Origin of the sequence: Clostridium sp. UBA7503, assembly GCF_002477055.1 — a bacterium.
Taxonomy (GTDB): Bacteria; Bacillota; Clostridia; order Clostridiales; family Clostridiaceae; genus Clostridium_J; species Clostridium_J sulfidigenes.
The window spans coordinates 177,155-195,202 of sequence record NZ_DLNT01000045.1 but is presented as its reverse complement, the minus strand read 5'-3'; the positions used below and the strand labels follow the sequence as shown (position 1 = coordinate 195,202).

Below are 18,048 nucleotides of genomic sequence, written 5' to 3'. Positions count from 1 at the left end.
AAGGAATTATAAAATTGGTAATATTTGTGGCATAATTTTCTTTATAGTGAGTCGAAATTATAGCGCAAGTCGATAAATAGTAATTTGAAGAGGTGAGTATTATGACAGAAAGAGAAAAGATGTTAGCCGGTCAGCTTTATGATTGTGGAGATATGGAGTTGATTACACAATGGCATAAAGCAAAAAACTTGATTAGACAATACAATAATACTATGTCTGAGGATGCATATACAAAAAACAATATTCTTGATAATTTGCTTGGTAGTAAAGGAAAAAATCTTTGGATTACTGCACCTTTTTTTGTTGACTATGGAAATAATATTTATTTTGGAAATAATTGCGAAGTTAATATGAATTGTACTTTTTTAGATGATAATAAAATTATTATTGGAGACAATGCATTGATTGCACCAAATGTTCAGATATATACGGCATTTCATCCTGTAAATGCAAGAGAACGTTTTGGTGAGCCTAAAGAAGATGGAACTTTTCAATTTTGTAAAACGCAAACAGCACCTGTCACTATAGGCAATAATGTTTGGATTGGTGGTGGAGCAATCATAATGCCAGGAGTAAAAATTGGAGATAATGTTGTAATAGGTGCAGGAAGTGTTGTTACAAAAGATATTCCATCTAATAAGGTTGCATACGGTAATCCATGCAGAGTGGCTAGGGAAAATATTTAGAAAGACAAATTCCAATTTGTAGATTAGGTTTATCTTGAATAATAGTAATGTTAATTGAATCATGCTGTAACAATTTCGAATACACAAAAGTACAATATAGACTTGCAAGTGCAGGTCTTTTTCTTTTACACAAGTTTAAAAATTAGTCTGTAACTTTAAGTTTTTTTAGGGATATAATTTATGCAGAAAAAAGCTGTTATTTTTTCAGCAGGTGAGTATCTTAATTCATCAAGTATCCAAAACCTAAATTGGATTTACAGGGTGTTAAGTATGATATATTATCTGTACGATGACGATGGTTTTTGTGGATATTTATGGTATGACCTGAAACGTACTAAACTAGAGGGTGATTATGGAAATTGTAAATGATACAAAATTTTTATGTCCTTGTTGTGGCTATCAAACACTGGATGAGAGAGCAGACTATGATATTTGTGTACTATGTAATTGGGAGTATGATGGTCAAGATGATTTAGATGCTAATCTAGTTAAAAGTGGACCTAATAGCGATTATTCACTTACAGAAGCTAGAAAGAATTTTAGAAAATATCTTGTAATTTATTCGCCAGATAGAGATATGAGAATAACTGGTTATGATAGTAGATGGAGAATAGCTAGAGATTTTTAAAAGCTAATCCTCTGTGTGTTAGATGTAAGGAAAAAGGTAAGCTTACTAAAGCAACTATTGTTGATCATATAAAACCGCATAGAGGTGACAAGGAATTGTTTTGGGATGAGAGCAATTGGCAACCACTTTGTAAGAGATTTCATGATACTAAAACTATGACCGAGGATAGATATAAAGAGTATAAATATTAAAAGAGTAGAGTAAAGTTGATGGAAGTAGAATATAGAACTCTGATATTATTATAATAGAGATAATAAATAGCTTTCATTAGAATTGTAGGATTAATAGGTTAGATGTAAGATACTTTTATAGGAGGTGTGTTACGTGAGTAAATATGGTAAAGGACCAGGCAGAGAAATTGTAGAGGGAGTAAAGAAGGGTGAAATAGATGAGCCACTAACTACAAAGAAGATTAAAGAGTTTTGTGAAATGAAAGGGTGGAAACCTTCTGAACATTATATTAATGTGTTTTTAGCTAATACATCTGCAGATGAGCATAGCCCAACCTACGTAAAATATATTGAAAAGAATAGTTGCAGAGAATATGTTGTAGCTAAAGAGTTTAGGTAGGGGGTATCAAATCCCTAAGTTAGAGGATTTTGTGAGCGTAATAGCATTTCTGGGTTTCCTGTATTGTTGCTTTTAATGTTGAAGAAAAAGTTAATTTGTTCTTATTTTGCAAATCCATTAAAATAAAAATCCACTGGTAGAATGAGAAGATTTTGTTGTGATGACTGAAGAAAATAGTGGAAAAAACATAAGGGTAAGAGGAAGAAAAGAAGGGGAAGAATTATGAAAAAGCTGTCAATGCTGACCTTGAAGAAATAAAAAAGGAGCAATCATAATTACAAAGGCACATGGGCAAATAAGATTTACTTAAAATATTTATAAATTTAATAGATAGAGTAGTATAATGTAGTAAATTAGATATAAAGTAGGTGAATGAAATAAAAGAAGTTATAAAAGCTTTAGAGAAGGTAAGAGAAATAATTGTAAATTATGAGATGGATTTAAGTTATTCAACATGTGAAAGTGAAAAACAATTAATTAGTGATTTAGATGTATATATAGCTAAAATTAAAACTAATGATTTATCATGTAAAAAGGAAATTTTACTTTTGTTTGCACCTACTGGTGATTTACAAGAGATAGCTATTGATAGTGGTTGGAGTAATGAGTATATTGAACTAGCCGACATTATAGATAGGTGTATTAAATAATAAGTATTTTTAAAAGGGTGTACTGAGTAAGGTATACTCTTTTCTTATGATAAATTTTATAGATGGGAGGAGAAACCTATGGCACAAAGAGGAAGAAAACCAAAACCAACTGCAGTGAAGGAATTTGAGGGTAATCCAGAAAAAAGAGCACTTAATGAATTAGAACCAAAGCCTAAAAAGAAAGCACCAAAGTGTCCTACTTGGCTTGATGCTGAAGCTAAAAAGGAGTGGAGAAGAGTCCCAAAGCAGCTTGAGGAGTTTGGACTTACACCTTCTTCAAGAAGTAGAATTGTTGCAGATAAAGGTTCTAATGATTGTTTAGATCCTATGGAAATGATGCTAAGGGGTGAGATGAAATAATTTTTAGTAAAAAATAAAATCTAAATAAATTATTTACAAATATAACATTGACATACAAAAACTTATGTTATATATTTATAACATAAGTTAAAAATATATAACATGTAAAACAAGGAGCGGTGATATGAAAAGAGCATTAACATTAAGAAAAAAATCAATACTAACTAATGGAGGCTCAGGAATTATTTATATTATTTTTGGATGCATACAGTTTTTTCAAAACGATCGAAATGGAGATGGTGCATTACTTATCTTAATAGCAATTCCTATGCTTTTGGAGTTAATTACAGTTTTTTTAAAAACAGAGCCAGAAGACGAAATGGCACAGTATAATAAGTATAGAACTAAGGCAAAAGTATATGAGCTAATATCCTTAGGAATTTCGATTTATATATTTATGGCTCTTTTTGAAGTGGGATTGATGATTAATATAAAAATAGTGTTACCATTTTTACTAGGTGCTTTTAAATTACTTGAGCTTATACTTTTTGTTGCTTATGAGAAGGTTGGTGCTTAGATGCCAATATTAAAGACTAAAATTCATGAATTGCGCAGAGAATTTAATATGAAACAGGAAGAATTAGCAGAATTGGTAGGTGTAAGGAGGGAAACAATAGGACATTTAGAGAATGGACGATATAACCCATCTTTAAAACTAGGTATGGATATTGCTAAAGTTTTTGGAAAGTCAGTGGAAGAAGTATTTGAATTCATAGGAGAGGATGAATAGCATAAAAATTAGAGAATTTATTTAAAGAACACCTTTTGTTAAGGGTGTTCTTTATTGCAGTGGAGGTGAAATAATGTATGATGAAGTAAAAGCACAGATAGCTGTAAATTTCATTAATTGCTTAAAGCATACAAAAGGTCAGTGGAGAGGTGTTCCTTTCGATTTACTTCCTTGGCAAGATAAAATTATCAAAGATATATTTGGCAATGTTAAGGAAAATGAATATCGTCAGTATAATAGTGCAAAGGAAAATCCAACTGAGAAAATATATTTAGACAGTTAAGATTAAATCAATGGGTAAAACAATCCACTCGTTGGATGCAGATGTATAAATGGGACAAGTGTGATTTTAATATAGATATAGATTCTTTAAGAGGCAGAGAATGTTATGGAGGACTTGATCTTTCAAGCACTACAGATATTACTGCTTTTGTTTTAGTTTTTCCTCCAAGAACACCTGATGAAAGATATATAGTACTTCCTTACTTTGGGATACCAGAAGATAGTTTAAAGCTTAGGGTGAGAAGGGATCATGTACCTTATGATGTGTGGGAGAAACAAGGATTTATAATAACCACGGAAGGAAATGTGATCCACTATGAATTTATAGAAACACTTATAGAAGAACTTCAGACTAAATATTCTATTAAAGAAATAGCTTTTGACCGCTGGGGAGCAGTGCAAATGGTACAGAACCTAGAAGGAATGAGATTTACAGTAGTTCCATTTGGACAAGGGGATAAAGATATGTCACCTCCTTCTAAGGAATTAATGAAATTAACCCTTGAGAAGAAAATATCACATGGAGGCAATCCAGTGTTAAGATGGATGATGGATAATATATTCATTAAACAAGACCCAGCAGGAAATATTAAGCCTCATAAAGAGAAATCTACAGAGAAGATTGATGGAGCTGTAGCTTTAATAATGACACTTGATAGAGCAATCAGAAATCAAGGTAGTTGTGATAGTGTTTATGATGAGAGAGGAATTTTGATTTTAAAAGACAATATAGTATAATTTAACATAAGATACTATGGGGGATTATTGCATTGACAGTATTTCAGCCAATTGGATACAGAGACTATAAAAAATTTTGAATTAGAATTTCAAAAAAATCCACGTGAGCTAATTCAATGAAGAGATTTTAAAATATATTTCGATGATGATAAAGCAGGTAGAGTAGCCGAGCTAGAAAGTTGTAGAAATAAAGAATGGGTTTCTAATAAGGCTAATTGCTTAAGTAAAGTACTTATGTTAATAGAAGAAATAAGAAAAATACAATAAATGAGGTAATATTATGTTAACAACACCACTAGGTAATCTAATCATTCAAAAAAATGGAGTTGAGATTGATTATAGAGCAATTCCACAGTCATTAACAGTTATTGAAGCATCTAATTATTATGTGGATGCCAGATATCTAATACTTATAGATACAACAACTATTAAAGCAGGTGACATAATTAAGTGTTTTATAGATTGTGAAAACATTGAAACAGCTATTAATGGTGGAGAATATCTAGTTCTTTTAGATTTTTATAAAGACAATTTATTATTAAGCTTAGGAGGATATGAAATTTTATATCATGACTATCCAGAGAAAATGTATGGATTTAATTTTAGGTATATGAATAATGGTTTAGAAGCAAAATTTATTGATACTCAAAATGTTGAAAAATTTAGATTAGCTATTTCCTGGATGGACTTAACAGGCGATAAGGACGAGAATGCAACGTGGTATGGTTCAGATCCATTAATGTGTTATGAAATAGTTAATAATATCTAAAATAATTAGCTGATAAATATAAAGAATGGAAGTGCTAGATGATGAGAGTATGAAGTAAATGGAAGTAAATCTATTTATTTGGTACAATAACTATAATTAATAGGAATATGTAAGTAAGATGATTTATATTTTTCATTGGAGGTGTTTGAATGCGAGAACTTTGGGATATATTAGATGAGAATGGTAATAAGACTGGACGGCTACGTGAGCGTGGTACTCCTATGAGTAAGGGTGAATACCATCTTGTTATTCAAGTTTGGATAAAAAATAGCAAAAATGAGTTTCTTATTTCACGCCGAACAAACAATGGTGGATGGTGGAGTGGGTTATGGCAAACAACAGGAGGAGCTGCCGTTACCGGTGACAATAGCCTTGAAACTGCATTAAAGGAAACAAGAGAAGAAATCGGAATAATCCTTGAACCTAAGAATGGACAGCTCTTCAAGCGTTACAGTGAACCACACATTGATTATTTGCTTGGAGAAATTAGAGAAGTTAGAGCAAGTGAAAGAAAATTAAAGCACTATTTATAGGAGTTAAAGATATGAATATTGAATGCACGAAGAAATTAGCAGATGCTATGAAAATAAAACTAAATACATATGAAGAAGGTAATGCTAAAGTATTCTTTGAATGGCACGCTAATCTGTTTATGTTTGATAGAAGAAAAGGCATTATATTAATGAACAATAAAACAAGATACTGTATTGTATTATATGGGTTAAAAGCAGAGCATTTTAAAAAGTTTGATGTAATTATTCTTAGTGCTATAAGAGAAACTTTTATTGCAGAGGGATTTTCTTTAGAGGTAGTAGAGAAATACATTACTGATTGCGGTGAAGTGCATTACACAAAAACACATGATAGAAGTATACTAAGTCAAATAAATGATTTTCATATCAGCATTTCTTGGCAAATAGAAGATTATTTACCTAGTGAAGAGTTAAACCTTGTAGAACTTAACAAATGGGTAGGAAGTTCTCTGATGTGCGGTACTCTTGGATATGCAAATCCTATTAAATTATTAAAACAAGAAATGAGAGGAGAATATAATGCCTAGGAAAAAATGCCCTGCTTGCGGTTCAAATGATACAGTAAAAATTTTATATGGTGAACCAACATATGAAGCCGTTGCAGCAGCAGAGCGAGGAGAGTTTGTATTAGGGGGATGTTGCATTTCAGATATTAGTCCAACTAGACACTGCAAAGCTTGTGGACAAGAATTTGGTGGAGGAAATTTATTTTTTTAGTTGATATGATTTCTTTTCAATTTTTTGTAGGTGGCTACTTTGGCACATTACACTTTATATACATTGATGGAAAGCGAAAGAATAAATTAATAAGATATGCAAAGACTCCGGGTGGGATGTATGTTGATTTGAAACATCCTAAGAATGAGATTAACTTTAGACCAGATATTTTTCTAAAAGAAATACATCTGTAATCAGAACAGTGGATTGCTTTTAGAGAAGATTTATCTTTTTTAGAAATAAAATATTGGAAAGATAAATATTATCATTATATTGGAATGAACTTATAAATAATGAAGAAATAAATGCGAATATTCATATGATTTCAAGTTCATATTATGATACTAAAAATATTAATCTATCGATATCTCTATCTATTGTAACATTCCCATAATTATATCAATATAAGAGTGCTGCAAAAATAACTTGAAAATTAAAAGGAGAAAATATTATGAACCGGTATTTAAAAATTCAAGAAAAGATAAAGCATAACGAGATTACTTATATAGGCTGCTTTTCTGAATGTTTCGAAAATGAGCAGATTATTAGATTTCGTGATAGTAAGATGACGGATATGCGTTTTCACAATTCTACAAATATTAAAAAAACATTATCTGAAGATGCTTTGCAACAGATTATTAAAGAGGAAATAGAACTAAATCATAAAGAAGGTAAAGGGTTTTGTAGGATTACTATAGATGAACTGCCTACTGAAAAATATTTAGAAGGATATCATGAAAAACTAGAAATTGAGCATTATGGTAACTATGTATATGTACCTATGGAATCTCCAAAATGGAATACTTTAAATGGATACTCAATACGTAAAATTGTAGATAATTCTATGGTTGAAGATTTGGTATTACTAGATTTAATTCAGGACAGTGAGGCTTTTGAAAATGATTTTTGCCAGCGTAGAGCTAGACGTACGGGACAGGCATCTTTGTCAGAAATTCCGGTGGATACATATATTTACATACAGAGGTAGTGGCAATATATACCTATAAAGGTGAAAGAGGTAAGGATAAAAATTACTTATATAAGGTTCCAAATTTGGAAGATGAAATATTAATGTAGCAGCACATTTTTTAGATGCGATGAAAACGTTTCGGGAATATATCCCGGGAAATTTGTATTTACAGCTTTCCGAAAATCAGATTGAAATGATTATGAATAACTAGGCAAAAAAGCCTAATACAGGAGATGGTCATCACCACCTGCTTAAAGCTTGCTCTAACCTCATTATATAAATTAATATAATCACCACAAAATATAGACACACCCCAAATTAATTATTAACTATAAACTCCACTGCCTTTAAAGTTTTTTCATCTAAATCTTCTGGGTACCAGTGTCCAATTCCTTTATTAATATGGTATTCATGAGCAAGTCCAACTTCATTAAATATCTTTAAGAGATGCTGAACAACTGGGTCAGTGTCCTGATCTCCTTCAATAATAACTATTTTTGTTTTTCTTTCTGATAATTTCTTTGTATCTTCAAGTCCGACCATATCTAAGTAATCACCAGGGCATAATGCAATAACTCCTTTTATTGGAATAGTATTATGAAAAGCCATATTAATAGAGGTAGTTGCACCTCCAGAGAAACCTCCAAATAATACACAAGTTTCATCAATGGAATAGTTTAATAATAATTGCTCATAGAAATCTATCAGTTCTTTTCTTGATAGAGTGGGATCAGTAAGCCAGCCAAAGCTGTTATGGAAATACATTTGTGATGATTGAGGATATACAACTATGTATCCTTTTTCTAAAAGTGCATCAGGTTTCCAATACCAGCTAGTATTTTTTATATTGCAATGAAATCCATCACCATGTAGATAAATAGAAATAATCTTAACATAAAAAACTAATGTAAGTAGCTTTATCCATGCCTGGATGGTAAAATAATAGAGAACTGAAGATGATTAGGGGGAATTTTTAAGAAATGAAGAAATTTTTGTCGGGCTTAATTGGAATACTATTTGCTGTTCTAATTTTTGGCATGACCATGATGCCAAAAGATACAAACAATCAACAAAATACTGCAAGTAATAAAATTCAAGAATCAACTGAAGCAGCTAAGGAAACTGCAAGTAATTTAAAGGAAGAATCAAAAAAAGAAACTTCAGCTGTTATCACAGAAGATATATTTTCAGGATATAAACTGATAGTAGTTGATGGTGGAAATCTATCTGGACACAGAGAACCGAATGTTGTGGTTGACATAGGATTTGGAGATAGAGAATATTATGCTTTTACCAATGAATACGGTCAACTTGTTAAGGTAATAGCAAAGGAGATAATCTTGCAAGATGATTCAACAGAGCCTGTTACTTCAAGTGGAAGATATTATCAAGATGAAGCAAAAGTGCCAGGAGTTGAAAGTAGGAACTTGGATGAGGGACATGTTATAGCTGATTCACTTGGAGGAGTTTCCAATGCATACAATATAACTCCTCAGAATAGTATCCTTAATAGGCATGGTGACCAGGCTTATATGGAAAAGGTTATTCGAGATGCTGGAGGTTGTACAGAGTTTGTTGCAATGATAACTTATCCAGATACAACTACACAGATACCAAGTCACTATAGCTACACTTATACAATTAATGGCAATGTAATTAATGATGAATTTGATAATGTGAATCCTGATGAATATAATGCAAGTTTAGAAACCAATACTTCAACTAATAACTCAAATACTACTATCAATAATTCAGGTAGTACAAGCAGTGCAGGAAAAGTATATTGGACACCTAATGGAAATAGCTATCATACTACAAAGAGTTGTTCTACTTTATCTAGAAGTAAAACTATTTTAGAGGGGACAATACAAGAAAGTGGAAAGAATGACCCATGCGATAGATGTCATTAGTTAAAAGTAACTTAAGAGATTAGATTAAATTCTAGTCTCTTTTATTTTACACAAAATACATAGCTCAATGAAATATATGGTATAATTTCTATATATTTATTGAAAGCCAAGTGTTACTTGGTCAAGTAATAATCAAGAGGCCTTCGCAACTAAAATAGCAAATCAAAGAAGTGTAAAAGAAATTATACCAACAGATGTTTTGGGGGGGATTAAATTATGAGCAAAGTGAAAAAAGTCATTGTATTACTAATTATTATAATGGGTTTATTAGGGGGAACTATTATTTATATAAGGCCTATCAGTGAAAAACAATATGTGCAAAAGAATGCTAATGAATTAAATTTACAGAATTGTGAGGATTATTCTGACCTAAACTTTATAGATGAAGATATAAAAGATAAGAAGGTTGTATTTACAAATGAGGTTCATGGAGCTAATGAAAACGCAGACATTCAGTATAAATTTGCTAGTTATTATAGATTTAAATAATAGAAAAAGTACATTTTCAAAAGAGCTTACACCTACAGTGTTTACTTATTATGATAGTGCAATTNNGAGAAGTATTTTATAGTAATAAAGGAGTTACAACAGATTATTTTCAAGGTGTTATTTTAATTAATAAACCTACTAATGTTGAGCCAGCTATTCCTGTAGGAAATTAATTTAATATAGTATGTCTTGGTTAATACGTGGAAATAATTATAATTAAATGATAAACTATATATGATAAATAGTAGAGAATAATAACAATATACCAGAATATCGGGAGGTACTATATGAATTATGAAAGAATCCTAGATAAAAAGAATAGATATGAGGCGGGAAAAAATAAGATTGATGAAGTAACATTAACTTCTTATGATAAGGATTTTGAGTTAACTTTTACACATAACTCTACTGCAATTGAGGGCAATACTTTAACCCTTATGGAAACAAAGGTGTTATTAGAAGATGGAATCTCAATTGGTGGCAAGGAGCTTAGAGAAATTTATGAAGTTGTTAATCATAAAAAGGCATATGGCTATGTGAAAAAGTGTATTAAGGAGATAAAGCTATTAGATGAAACTATTGTGAAAGATATTCATGAAATATTAACTGCTGGTATAATTCAAGGTGGAATTTATAGAAATCAAGAGGTCAGAATTAGTGGAGCAGGTCATGTTCCTCCAGCAGGAAATGATATGTATTTTCAAATTAAGAATTTCTTTACAGATCTTCAATATAAACAAGATATGAATCCAATTGAGCTAGCAGCATGGACACATGCAGAATTTGTAAGAATTCACCCTTTTATTGATGGTAATGGAAGAACATCACGTCTTATAATAAATTATCAGCTAATGATACATGGATTTTTACCTATTTCAATTGCAAAGGAAGATCGTCTTAATTACTATAATGCCCTTGAGGAATATGCAGTAAATGGAAACTTAGATTTGTTTGTAGATTTAATTGCAAATTTAGAAGAAAACCAGCTTGATACGTACATTAAATTAATAAGAGAGTAAGTATTTAAAAGAGGATCTAATGCAAGTTTGATTGAGTAGACTGAGATAGAAGTTGTAACTGAATAGATATTAAGGTTTAACCGCTAACTGAGTAATTTAATATTCTTAGTTAGCGGTCTTTTTAGATTTATAAGTTCAAGTTGTTTCATCGCTTACTCTATAATGTCTATAGAATCATCTATTCTTACATATAATTCTTTAGGCATTCTTATATAAAAATCAGATGGTAGTTTATTCTTGTTTTGAGTATTGAGTGCGTCATAATGTCTAATTAGTGGAGATGACCTAAGGTTTTCGAAGGAGCCTTGAAGACTTAACATGCCGTAGCCCCATTGTGGATTAGGATATATATCACCAGACCTTTTACTAGTACCCCTTGTGAAATAAGAAATAGCTGTAGGACCATATATGTTTGGGTCATTTCCAAGGATGATTCCCCATTCTAGCAGAAGCAGTGTGGCTCCACACAGTACGGCACCAGCTACAGAACCACCAGAAAGTAATACATTTTCATTATTTAGGCCTGTAGTTAAAGCCATAACTCCACCTGTAGTTAAGTTAGGTTTTATTCTATTATCTGCAGTAAATCCTCGACCTGATTCTACAGCTATAGTATTATTATTTTGATTGTAGAAAGAGGTGGTTATAGATTTTTGGGCATTAGCTGGTGCTTGAAGTGTGGTGTATGGGTTAGGATTTATTACTCTAGTAGTTAATTGTATAAGTGGCCTTTGAGGCAGCCACAGATTATATACTCCATTAACTATATAATCTCCTTTAAGTCTTAATTGCCAAAGTCCAGCTTTGGGATTTTTAATAGTTATATATATAGATTCATTTCCACTAGCAAATTCAGGGTTTAAAAAAGAAATGTTAATTATACTATTTTCAAGAATTAAATTAACTTGTTCAAACTTACTAGATACAAGGCCAGATTGTATAGGCTTTGCAATCTCACCATTAGGAGAAATTATTTCAATGGATATTACATCAGGTCTTTGAACCCAGAGCATAAGAACTAAATTATTTTCATTTTCACCTACAATAATCTCTAAAGTTTGAAGTGTATTACTCTTTATAAATCTACCATAACCATGTGTTAAGCTAGCCCCTTGATTACCAGTGTTAGTTACGAAGATAAGTCCCTTTCTTGTTGAAAAGAAGTTAATATCTTCTTCTATAGATGTAATACCTTCATGTCCACCCCAATTTGTTCCTGCAGAGATCAGAATACTCATAGGTTCTGTTGAAGGTGATGGATTGTAATTTATTACAAACTTCATTGCAATATAAATATCAATACCTTCAAAAATAGGTGTACTTCTTCTATCGTTAATTCCCACTAATTTAAGGTTACTAGTTTTAAATTCCTTAAGTTTCACAATTAAAAATTCACATTCAGGAGCACCGCCTATAACATCATTTAATCCTCTTGCACCAACTAAACCAGCTACATTTGTACCATGTCCTAACTCATCTCTTGAAGGAACTATATCATAAGGATTCCCACCTTGATTTGATACTTGAATAGCTCTATTAATTTCCTCTTGGCTATAAACAGTGCCAAAAAATGCTATAGGGTCATCATTGTTATTACTTTCAATAGTTTGATCCCATATACCTATAATTCTTGTAGTTCCATCAGGGTTTTGAAATTGAGGATTTAAATAATCTATACCTGTATCTATAATTGCGGCTATTGTACCTTTTCCTGTAAGATTTAAAAAGGTTTCTCCGTGAAATTGGGTTATATTAGCAGCTTCTACTGGCTCTATAGCTGACAAGGTGTAAGGGAAACTAATATCTATGTTAAATATATTATTAAATCTATCTATAAAGTCAGTATAATTAGCAGTTCTCACAGAAGCAATGTAGGCACCCTCAGATACGTTAAAGGCACATATATATTCTATTTCTTTAATCAGGCTATTAAAGTCTCCTGTATATTTAATGAATACAGTTACATATTCTTCACTAATATAGGCATCTCTACACAGAGCAATTTCTCTGCATGTACTTAGAGTATTCATTTATAAAATTACAACTCCCCCAAATATCTATCTATTTATATTATTCCATAGGACTTAAAGTAGTTACAAATTAAATAGATATAGAATTAAAATGCGATATCTCAATGAAAATGAGTTACCGCATTTGGTTTATATATGGTTTTATGATTACCTCTAAGTATGTCAACTTTAGAAAGCTTTGCCAGTTTACTGATACATAAGCATGTTTTCACATTGTGCCATCATACTGAGAAAGCTCATTTAAGATAAATTTTTGGTTAGCCTAAGCTTTTTTTGTGTCTTTTGATAGGAGTCGTTGCTTTACTCTTCAGCAGCGTCTGAATCAGCTTTAGTTATATGAACTGTATCACGTGGATGCTGAGGAGGAGCATAAATAGAGTATAATTTAATTGGTGTATTACCTGTATTGATTAGATTATGCCATTTACCAGCTGGTATGATGAAGACAAAATCATCATAGACATTTTTTTGAAAATCTAAGTTATCTTTTCTGTCACCCATTTTAACAAGCCCTTCACCTTCTTCAATACGTATGAATTGATCAAGGTTAGGGTGACTCTCTAAACCTATTTCTCCTCCAACAGGGATACTCATCAAGGTAAGTTGTAAATGAGTTCCAGTCCATAAAGCGGTACGAAAAGTATCATTTTGCTTAGTAGCCTTATCAATATTTACTACAAAGGGTTCTGGTCCATAATCCTTCAATTCAATAAAACTATTAGTATATTCAGATCTTAAAAAATTAAATCTTGATTCATGATCAATTTCATTAGTATAAGGGATATATTCATTAGGATACATATTTCTCTTCCTTTCATAGAACTATAACATTATAGTATTCTCTAAGTTTGGAAAATGTGATTGATTCATAGGAATACTATACAGCTATGTCATAGTACTAAAATTAGAAAGTTCATGAATTTATGATTCTGTATATTTTCTATTAATTGTATTTTTTCCTTGTCATAGTTGACTTCTCATTAATGTATCTCTTGTACGAGAATATCGTTACCTTTTCACTACTACAACTATTTTACTACCTAGGGAGAGTAAACTTTGATTAGCAAATTTTAAAACTAAATTTGTCATATATGTTTAGTATTTCTTGGATATAAGCATAAACTTTAGGAAATAATAAGGCTACAAAGTATGAATTGTTAAGAAAGGAGTGTAGTATGTCTAATAAAATACGTTATTTTATAGTGAGTTATATGAATTATTCGTGTTTCTGAAAATATGGAGATATTAAAAAATTAGAAGATTATCTACAAAAGCATAAGCAGTAGATTAAAAAATGCTAATTTAAATTATATATAAGAGATAGGTGGTTATTATGAATACACAATATGTACAAGGAGATTGTATATTTACAAGAATAAATAAAACGATAAAACAGTATGAGTATTTAACAGAGGATATAGAGACAGAAGTAATAATAATAGGTGGAGGAGTCACTGGGGCAATTTTAGGATACTATTTTAGTAAAAACAATATTAATTGTGTTATTTTAGAGAAATCAAGAATAGGTCACGGCAGTACTAGTATAACAACATCATTACTTGAATATGAGCTTGATAGTAATGCTATGGAGCTAAAGGCATATACAAGTATGGAGAATATAATAAAATCATATAAGTTAGGGCTAAAGGCATTAGATGAAATTCAAGAGTTTATAGATAGATATGGTAATAGGTGTGATTATAAAAGAGTAGATAGTTTTTTATATACAGCTAAGAAATTAGAAAAAAAGGAGATGGAAGAAGAGTATTATATTAGAAAAGAAGCTGGATTACCCGTGGAATTTATTGATGAAGATAATAATCCTTTTTTATTTGATGTAAGGGCAGGTGTATTAGGTAAAGGTGGAGGAGCTGTATTTGATCCCTATAAATTTACTCATCATCTAATTGAGGTCAGTTGTAAAGAGGGATTAAGAGCATATGAAAACACAGAGGTTATAGATGCTAAATATAGTAATGATAGTGTTACCGTAGAAACTGTATACGGTTATAAAGTTAAAGGAAAAATTGTTGTTGTAGCTACAGGTTATAATACAGAAATTTTCACTAAAAGGACATTTGGAACTAAGACTACTACATTTAATATTGCAACTAGGCCAATAAATAACATTGAAGAAATTTATCAAGACATAGTTATTAGAGATAATAGAGTTCCTTATAATTACTTTAGAACAACTAGAGATAAAAGGTTAATAATTGGAGGGGAGGATATAAACTTTATACCGGATATATATAATGAAAAGTTATGTAGTAAAAGTTATGAAATATTAGAACAAAGGCTAAAAAGTTTATTTCCAAACTTAAATATAGATATAGAATATAAATATTGTGGAGCATTTGCATCTACCCAAGATAATTTGGGTTTTATAGGTGAAGAGCCTACTAATTCTAAATTATGGTATTGTTTAGGTTATGGGGCAAATGGAATATTATTTGCTATGCTAGGTGGAATGATGTTAAGTAAATTATATTCTGGAGAAGTAGATAAAGATCTGAATCTGTTTAAAGTAGATAGATTTGATCATTAAAATTTGTGCAACCCTATTGATGCAGAATTTGTAATAGAGGTTGCACAAACTATTTCTATGAAAGATAAGATTGTATTATTGCCTGTTTGTATTATTCCAACTGTTGTAATAAATATGTTGTGAGATATCTTTTGGAGGATAATGTTCATCATCTTCATTAGTTTCACCAATTGGAGTCATTGCAACTACTTTCAATTTTTCAGGAATATTTAAAATCTTACGCACTGCTTCTTCCTCGAAAGAACCTATCCAGCAAGTTCCATAACCTTCATTTGTTGCTGCCAATATGAGATGCTCCATAGCAATACCGCAATCCAACATAAAATATGATTTATTATCAACATCACCACTTTCCGATGGGTCTGCCACTATAACAGCAATGATTGGCGCTTGTTTAATGGAATTTGAGGCTTTGTCAGTTTTGTTTATAATTGTATTGGAGATTTGCTCTCTTAAATTTTGATCATTGATAAAAATAAATCGATAACAAGTTTTATTTTTCCATGAAGGTGCCATTAAAGCAGCATTAATAATTTTATCTAATTTTTCTGCTGGTATAGGAGTTGATTTGTAGGTCTTATTACTTGTTCTGTTTTCAATTACTTTATAAAAATCCATTAGTATTCTCCTTCCTTAATACAATAATTCTTAAATTTCAAAATTATAGTTCAAAGCTCAAGTTTATATAAGAAGCCGTCCCTATGTATTTTAGTATGTGTGAATATGTACTTTTTATACTTTAAGTAAACCTATAAATAATAAAAGAACTACAGATAGCATTTAGATTATTGAAAAAATGGTATAATATGTGGGAGTATAGATATGTGGATAAATAATGCTAGGCAGAATTGTCCTCAGCATTTAGAGTAGAAATTTTAGCCTCTGATATTAATTTAAGGTGGAATTTATCTTAGTACTATTTTAAATCTTACTGGTAGAAATAACCATAAAAATAAAATATCATATTGACACTACAACTACTACGTGATACTATATAGTGGTAGTAAGTAATACAGAATATCGGTAATACTAGATAGTGAAGAGGTGATTTATTTGGAAAATATTACGGAAATGTTAAAGGGTGTACTGGAAGGCTGTGTTCTTGAAATCATCAGCCATGAGGAAATATATGGTTACGAAATTACCAAGAGGCTTAATGTCCTCGGATTTTCGGATGTTGTGGATGGGACAGTTTATACAATCTTGGTGCGGCTTGAGAAAAACAAGCTGGTGGAAATTACGAAAAAGACATCCGATAAGGGACCGCCACGAAAGTTTTTCACCCTCAACGATGCGGGGCGTGAGGAGTTGAGGAGATTCTGGGAAAAATGGGGATTCATATCATCAAAAATTAATGAGTTAAAGGAGAAGAAATAATGAATTTTTGGGAAAAAATTACCGGAAGCGACATGACTAAAGAAATGAGAGTTTTTGAATCGCGAGCTAAAAAGCTCACGGCTGATTATCAAGCGGCATGGGAAAAAATTAAGGCTAATCTTTGGCCGCACTCGGATTTCACTGGTCGCAACCTAATGCCAATTCTTGACGGTGTGATTGGACTGCTCGAAGAAACGGCTGTGGACGGTCAGAGTGTACAAGATGTTTTGGGTGACGATATCAAAGGCTTCTGCTCAGCTCTGGTCGGCGAAGAAGGGGCAAAGTCTTTTCGCGACAAGTGGCGCAAGGAACTCAACAACAATATTGCTAAAAAATTAGGTAAATAGGAGGATAAAATGAGAATACAAGATATCATCGAAGGCAAAAAAGAGTGGCGAGCGCACATAGCGCGTGTTAAAGCGCTCCCGAAAGATTTTCAGATTGTTTATAAAGAGATTCAAAGATATCTTTTTAAGGTTGGACCTGTTGAGTTAACCGACGGGATAGGTTTACTCTCGGGGATTATCGATCTTTTTGAAGAGGGCGTGGCCTTTGAAAAAGGCGTGATCGAAGTGACGGGCAGTGACGTAGCGGCTTTCTGCGACGATTTAATCAAAGGTTCAAAAACCTACGCTGACATCTATCAAGAATCTGTTGACCAAGAGGTTAACAAGGCTATGAAAAAGGTTACGGATAAAACAAAGTAAAAGAGAGATATCGGGATTAAAAAGTAATTGAAGTGAAAGGTATGTGACTCCCGCAAAGGGGGGGTACATTGAAAAGCAACTTAATGTTTGCAGGCATTAAAATGATAGTGGTCAACCAAAATATCAACTAAGGGGATGGTAGAGTGTGTAAATACAAGTGGATATTATGCCCGGTTTGTAGCAACAAAACAAGGATGAAGATACGTGATGATACGGTGCTTGAAAACTTCCCACTATTTTGTCCCAAGTGTAAACAAGAAACGATAATTAATGTAAAACAATTGAATATATCAGTTATTAAAGAACCAGACGCTAAGACGCAGAGCCGATAACAT

At 31.6% G+C, this 18,048-nt stretch carries 24 protein-coding genes and 2 pseudogenes; 22 read left to right on the top strand and 4 right to left on the bottom strand.

Annotated elements, in window-relative coordinates; genetic code table 11:
* The first annotated feature begins 101 nt into the window (after positions 1 to 101).
* The 14 genes and pseudogenes from B3630_RS12925 to B3630_RS12860 all read left to right on the top strand — a co-directional run bounded on the left by B3630_RS12925 (position 102) and on the right by B3630_RS12860 (position 7,651).
* Positions 102 to 686: a sugar O-acetyltransferase gene (locus tag B3630_RS12925; RefSeq protein ID WP_346898786.1), complete on the top strand. Its 585-nt coding sequence runs from the start codon at positions 102 to 104 to the stop codon at positions 684 to 686.
* A 352-nt stretch (positions 687 to 1,038) separates the two neighbouring features.
* Entirely contained in the window at positions 1,039 to 1,314 is a 276-nt protein-coding gene (locus B3630_RS12920) for a CPCC family cysteine-rich protein (RefSeq protein WP_346898784.1), read from the top strand.
* 11 nt (positions 1,315 to 1,325) lie between these two features.
* Positions 1,326 to 1,505, top strand: a complete 180-nt coding sequence (locus B3630_RS12915) for an HNH endonuclease signature motif containing protein (protein WP_346898932.1) — start codon at positions 1,326 to 1,328, stop codon at positions 1,503 to 1,505.
* A 133-nt stretch (positions 1,506 to 1,638) separates the two neighbouring features.
* On the top strand, positions 1,639 to 1,884 hold the full coding sequence (locus B3630_RS12910) for a hypothetical protein (RefSeq protein WP_346898782.1): 246 nt from the start codon (positions 1,639 to 1,641) through the stop codon (positions 1,882 to 1,884).
* Positions 1,885 to 2,252: 368 nt separating this feature from the next.
* Positions 2,253 to 2,534: a hypothetical protein gene (locus B3630_RS12905; RefSeq protein WP_346898780.1), complete on the top strand. Its 282-nt coding sequence runs from the start codon at positions 2,253 to 2,255 to the stop codon at positions 2,532 to 2,534.
* 78 nt (positions 2,535 to 2,612) lie between these two features.
* Complete coding sequence (locus B3630_RS12900) at positions 2,613 to 2,894, top strand: hypothetical protein (protein WP_346898778.1); 282 nt, start codon at positions 2,613 to 2,615, stop codon at positions 2,892 to 2,894.
* A gap of 124 nt (positions 2,895 to 3,018) precedes the next feature.
* Entirely contained in the window at positions 3,019 to 3,411 is a 393-nt protein-coding gene (locus B3630_RS12895) for a hypothetical protein (protein ID WP_346898776.1), read from the top strand.
* Positions 3,412 to 3,624 (top strand): helix-turn-helix transcriptional regulator, encoded by a 213-nt coding sequence (locus tag B3630_RS12890; RefSeq protein ID WP_346898774.1) that lies wholly within the window; start codon positions 3,412 to 3,414, stop codon positions 3,622 to 3,624.
* A gap of 73 nt (positions 3,625 to 3,697) precedes the next feature.
* Positions 3,698 to 4,644: pseudogene (locus B3630_RS12885) on the top strand (terminase TerL endonuclease subunit).
* A 280-nt stretch (positions 4,645 to 4,924) separates the two neighbouring features.
* Complete coding sequence (locus tag B3630_RS12880; RefSeq protein ID WP_346898772.1) at positions 4,925 to 5,413, top strand: hypothetical protein; 489 nt, start codon at positions 4,925 to 4,927, stop codon at positions 5,411 to 5,413.
* A 149-nt stretch (positions 5,414 to 5,562) separates the two neighbouring features.
* Positions 5,563 to 5,946, top strand: coding sequence for an NUDIX domain-containing protein (locus B3630_RS12875; protein ID WP_346898770.1), 384 nt, complete (start codon positions 5,563 to 5,565; stop codon positions 5,944 to 5,946).
* 11 nt (positions 5,947 to 5,957) lie between these two features.
* Positions 5,958 to 6,473 carry a DUF6933 domain-containing protein gene (locus B3630_RS12870; protein WP_346898768.1) on the top strand — a complete coding sequence of 172 codons (516 nt, stop codon included), beginning with the start codon at positions 5,958 to 5,960 and terminating at the stop codon, positions 6,471 to 6,473.
* The gene (locus B3630_RS12865) at positions 6,466 to 6,663 is read left to right on the top strand and encodes a hypothetical protein (protein ID WP_346898766.1); all 198 of its coding nucleotides are present in this window, start codon (positions 6,466 to 6,468) and stop codon (positions 6,661 to 6,663) included. The genes B3630_RS12870 and B3630_RS12865 overlap by 8 nt, the downstream gene beginning before the upstream one ends.
* 451 nt (positions 6,664 to 7,114) lie before the next feature.
* Positions 7,115 to 7,651: a hypothetical protein gene (locus tag B3630_RS12860; RefSeq protein ID WP_346898764.1), complete on the top strand. Its 537-nt coding sequence runs from the start codon at positions 7,115 to 7,117 to the stop codon at positions 7,649 to 7,651.
* 300 nt (positions 7,652 to 7,951) lie between these two features.
* Here B3630_RS12860 and B3630_RS12855 read toward each other — a convergent pair whose 3' ends face one another.
* A complete protein-coding gene (locus B3630_RS12855) occupies positions 7,952 to 8,398 on the bottom strand; it encodes a hypothetical protein (RefSeq protein ID WP_346898762.1) in 447 nt (148 codons plus the stop codon).
* Between the two features lie 215 nt (positions 8,399 to 8,613).
* On the opposite strand from B3630_RS12855, the gene B3630_RS12850 reads away from it, so the two are divergent.
* From B3630_RS12850 to B3630_RS12840, 3 genes are all read left to right on the top strand, one after another.
* Positions 8,614 to 9,543 carry a DNA/RNA non-specific endonuclease gene (locus tag B3630_RS12850; protein ID WP_346898760.1) on the top strand — a complete coding sequence of 310 codons (930 nt, stop codon included), beginning with the start codon at positions 8,614 to 8,616 and terminating at the stop codon, positions 9,541 to 9,543.
* A gap of 216 nt (positions 9,544 to 9,759) precedes the next feature.
* Entirely contained in the window at positions 9,760 to 10,032 is a 273-nt protein-coding gene (locus B3630_RS12845; protein WP_346898758.1) for a hypothetical protein, read from the top strand.
* A 287-nt stretch (positions 10,033 to 10,319) separates the two neighbouring features.
* Entirely contained in the window at positions 10,320 to 11,051 is a 732-nt protein-coding gene (locus tag B3630_RS12840; RefSeq protein ID WP_346898756.1) for a Fic family protein, read from the top strand.
* A gap of 152 nt (positions 11,052 to 11,203) precedes the next feature.
* On the opposite strand, the gene B3630_RS12835 is transcribed toward B3630_RS12840, so the two are convergent.
* Both B3630_RS12835 and B3630_RS12830 read right to left on the bottom strand, forming a co-directional pair.
* The gene (locus B3630_RS12835; RefSeq protein WP_346898754.1) at positions 11,204 to 13,081 is read right to left on the bottom strand and encodes a S8 family peptidase; all 1,878 of its coding nucleotides are present in this window, start codon (positions 13,079 to 13,081) and stop codon (positions 11,204 to 11,206) included.
* 300 nt (positions 13,082 to 13,381) lie between these two features.
* Positions 13,382 to 13,873, bottom strand: a pseudogene (locus tag B3630_RS12830) (cupin domain-containing protein); the annotation flags it as partial.
* Between the two features lie 541 nt (positions 13,874 to 14,414).
* Between B3630_RS12830 and B3630_RS12825 the strand changes: the two are divergent.
* Positions 14,415 to 15,629 carry an FAD-dependent oxidoreductase gene (locus B3630_RS12825; RefSeq protein WP_346898752.1) on the top strand — a complete coding sequence of 405 codons (1,215 nt, stop codon included), beginning with the start codon at positions 14,415 to 14,417 and terminating at the stop codon, positions 15,627 to 15,629.
* 75 nt (positions 15,630 to 15,704) lie between these two features.
* Here B3630_RS12825 and B3630_RS12820 read toward each other — a convergent pair whose 3' ends face one another.
* Positions 15,705 to 16,247, bottom strand: coding sequence for a nitroreductase family protein (locus tag B3630_RS12820; protein WP_346898750.1), 543 nt, complete (start codon positions 16,245 to 16,247; stop codon positions 15,705 to 15,707).
* A gap of 435 nt (positions 16,248 to 16,682) precedes the next feature.
* Here B3630_RS12820 and B3630_RS12815 point away from each other — a divergent pair, with 435 nt between their 5' ends.
* The 4 genes from B3630_RS12815 to B3630_RS12800 all read left to right on the top strand — a co-directional run bounded on the left by B3630_RS12815 (position 16,683) and on the right by B3630_RS12800 (position 18,045).
* A complete protein-coding gene (locus tag B3630_RS12815) occupies positions 16,683 to 17,006 on the top strand; it encodes a PadR family transcriptional regulator (protein WP_346871383.1) in 324 nt (107 codons plus the stop codon).
* On the top strand, positions 17,006 to 17,353 hold the full coding sequence (locus B3630_RS12810; RefSeq protein WP_346898748.1) for a DUF1048 domain-containing protein: 348 nt from the start codon (positions 17,006 to 17,008) through the stop codon (positions 17,351 to 17,353). The genes B3630_RS12815 and B3630_RS12810 overlap by 1 nt, the downstream gene beginning before the upstream one ends.
* Positions 17,354 to 17,362: 9 nt before the next feature.
* Complete coding sequence (locus B3630_RS12805; RefSeq protein ID WP_346898746.1) at positions 17,363 to 17,713, top strand: DUF1048 domain-containing protein; 351 nt, start codon at positions 17,363 to 17,365, stop codon at positions 17,711 to 17,713.
* 143 nt (positions 17,714 to 17,856) lie between these two features.
* A complete protein-coding gene (locus tag B3630_RS12800; RefSeq protein ID WP_346871380.1) occupies positions 17,857 to 18,045 on the top strand; it encodes a cysteine-rich KTR domain-containing protein in 189 nt (62 codons plus the stop codon).
* The last annotated feature ends 3 nt before the right edge of the window (positions 18,046 to 18,048 follow it).

Bases quoted from the DNA above. Each gene is read 5' to 3' on its own strand.
- B3630_RS12865 (WP_346898766.1), top strand. From the start codon at position 6,466: ATGCCTAGGAAAAAATGCCCTGCTTGCGGTTCAAATGATACAGTAAAA.
- B3630_RS12880 (WP_346898772.1), top strand. From the start codon at position 4,925: ATGTTAACAACACCACTAGGTAATCTAATCATTCAAAAAAATGGAGTT.
- B3630_RS12850 (WP_346898760.1), top strand. From the start codon at position 8,614: ATGAAGAAATTTTTGTCGGGCTTAATTGGAATACTATTTGCTGTTCTA.
- B3630_RS12825 (WP_346898752.1), top strand. From the start codon at position 14,415: ATGAATACACAATATGTACAAGGAGATTGTATATTTACAAGAATAAAT.
- B3630_RS12805 (WP_346898746.1), top strand. From the start codon at position 17,363: ATGAGAATACAAGATATCATCGAAGGCAAAAAAGAGTGGCGAGCGCAC.
- B3630_RS12920 (WP_346898784.1), top strand. From the start codon at position 1,039: ATGGAAATTGTAAATGATACAAAATTTTTATGTCCTTGTTGTGGCTAT.
- B3630_RS12875 (WP_346898770.1), top strand. From the start codon at position 5,563: ATGCGAGAACTTTGGGATATATTAGATGAGAATGGTAATAAGACTGGA.
- B3630_RS12900 (WP_346898778.1), top strand. From the start codon at position 2,613: ATGGCACAAAGAGGAAGAAAACCAAAACCAACTGCAGTGAAGGAATTT.
- B3630_RS12820 (WP_346898750.1), bottom strand. From the start codon at position 16,247: ATGGATTTTTATAAAGTAATTGAAAACAGAACAAGTAATAAGACCTAC.
- B3630_RS12840 (WP_346898756.1), top strand. From the start codon at position 10,320: ATGAATTATGAAAGAATCCTAGATAAAAAGAATAGATATGAGGCGGGA.
- B3630_RS12925 (WP_346898786.1), top strand. From the start codon at position 102: ATGACAGAAAGAGAAAAGATGTTAGCCGGTCAGCTTTATGATTGTGGA.
- B3630_RS12835 (WP_346898754.1), bottom strand. From the start codon at position 13,081: ATGAATACTCTAAGTACATGCAGAGAAATTGCTCTGTGTAGAGATGCC.
- B3630_RS12890 (WP_346898774.1), top strand. From the start codon at position 3,412: ATGCCAATATTAAAGACTAAAATTCATGAATTGCGCAGAGAATTTAAT.
- B3630_RS12860 (WP_346898764.1), top strand. From the start codon at position 7,115: ATGAACCGGTATTTAAAAATTCAAGAAAAGATAAAGCATAACGAGATT.
- B3630_RS12810 (WP_346898748.1), top strand. From the start codon at position 17,006: ATGAATTTTTGGGAAAAAATTACCGGAAGCGACATGACTAAAGAAATG.
- B3630_RS12895 (WP_346898776.1), top strand. From the start codon at position 3,019: ATGAAAAGAGCATTAACATTAAGAAAAAAATCAATACTAACTAATGGA.
- B3630_RS12870 (WP_346898768.1), top strand. From the start codon at position 5,958: ATGAATATTGAATGCACGAAGAAATTAGCAGATGCTATGAAAATAAAA.
- B3630_RS12845 (WP_346898758.1), top strand. From the start codon at position 9,760: ATGAGCAAAGTGAAAAAAGTCATTGTATTACTAATTATTATAATGGGT.
- B3630_RS12855 (WP_346898762.1), bottom strand. From the start codon at position 8,398: ATGTATTTCCATAACAGCTTTGGCTGGCTTACTGATCCCACTCTATCA.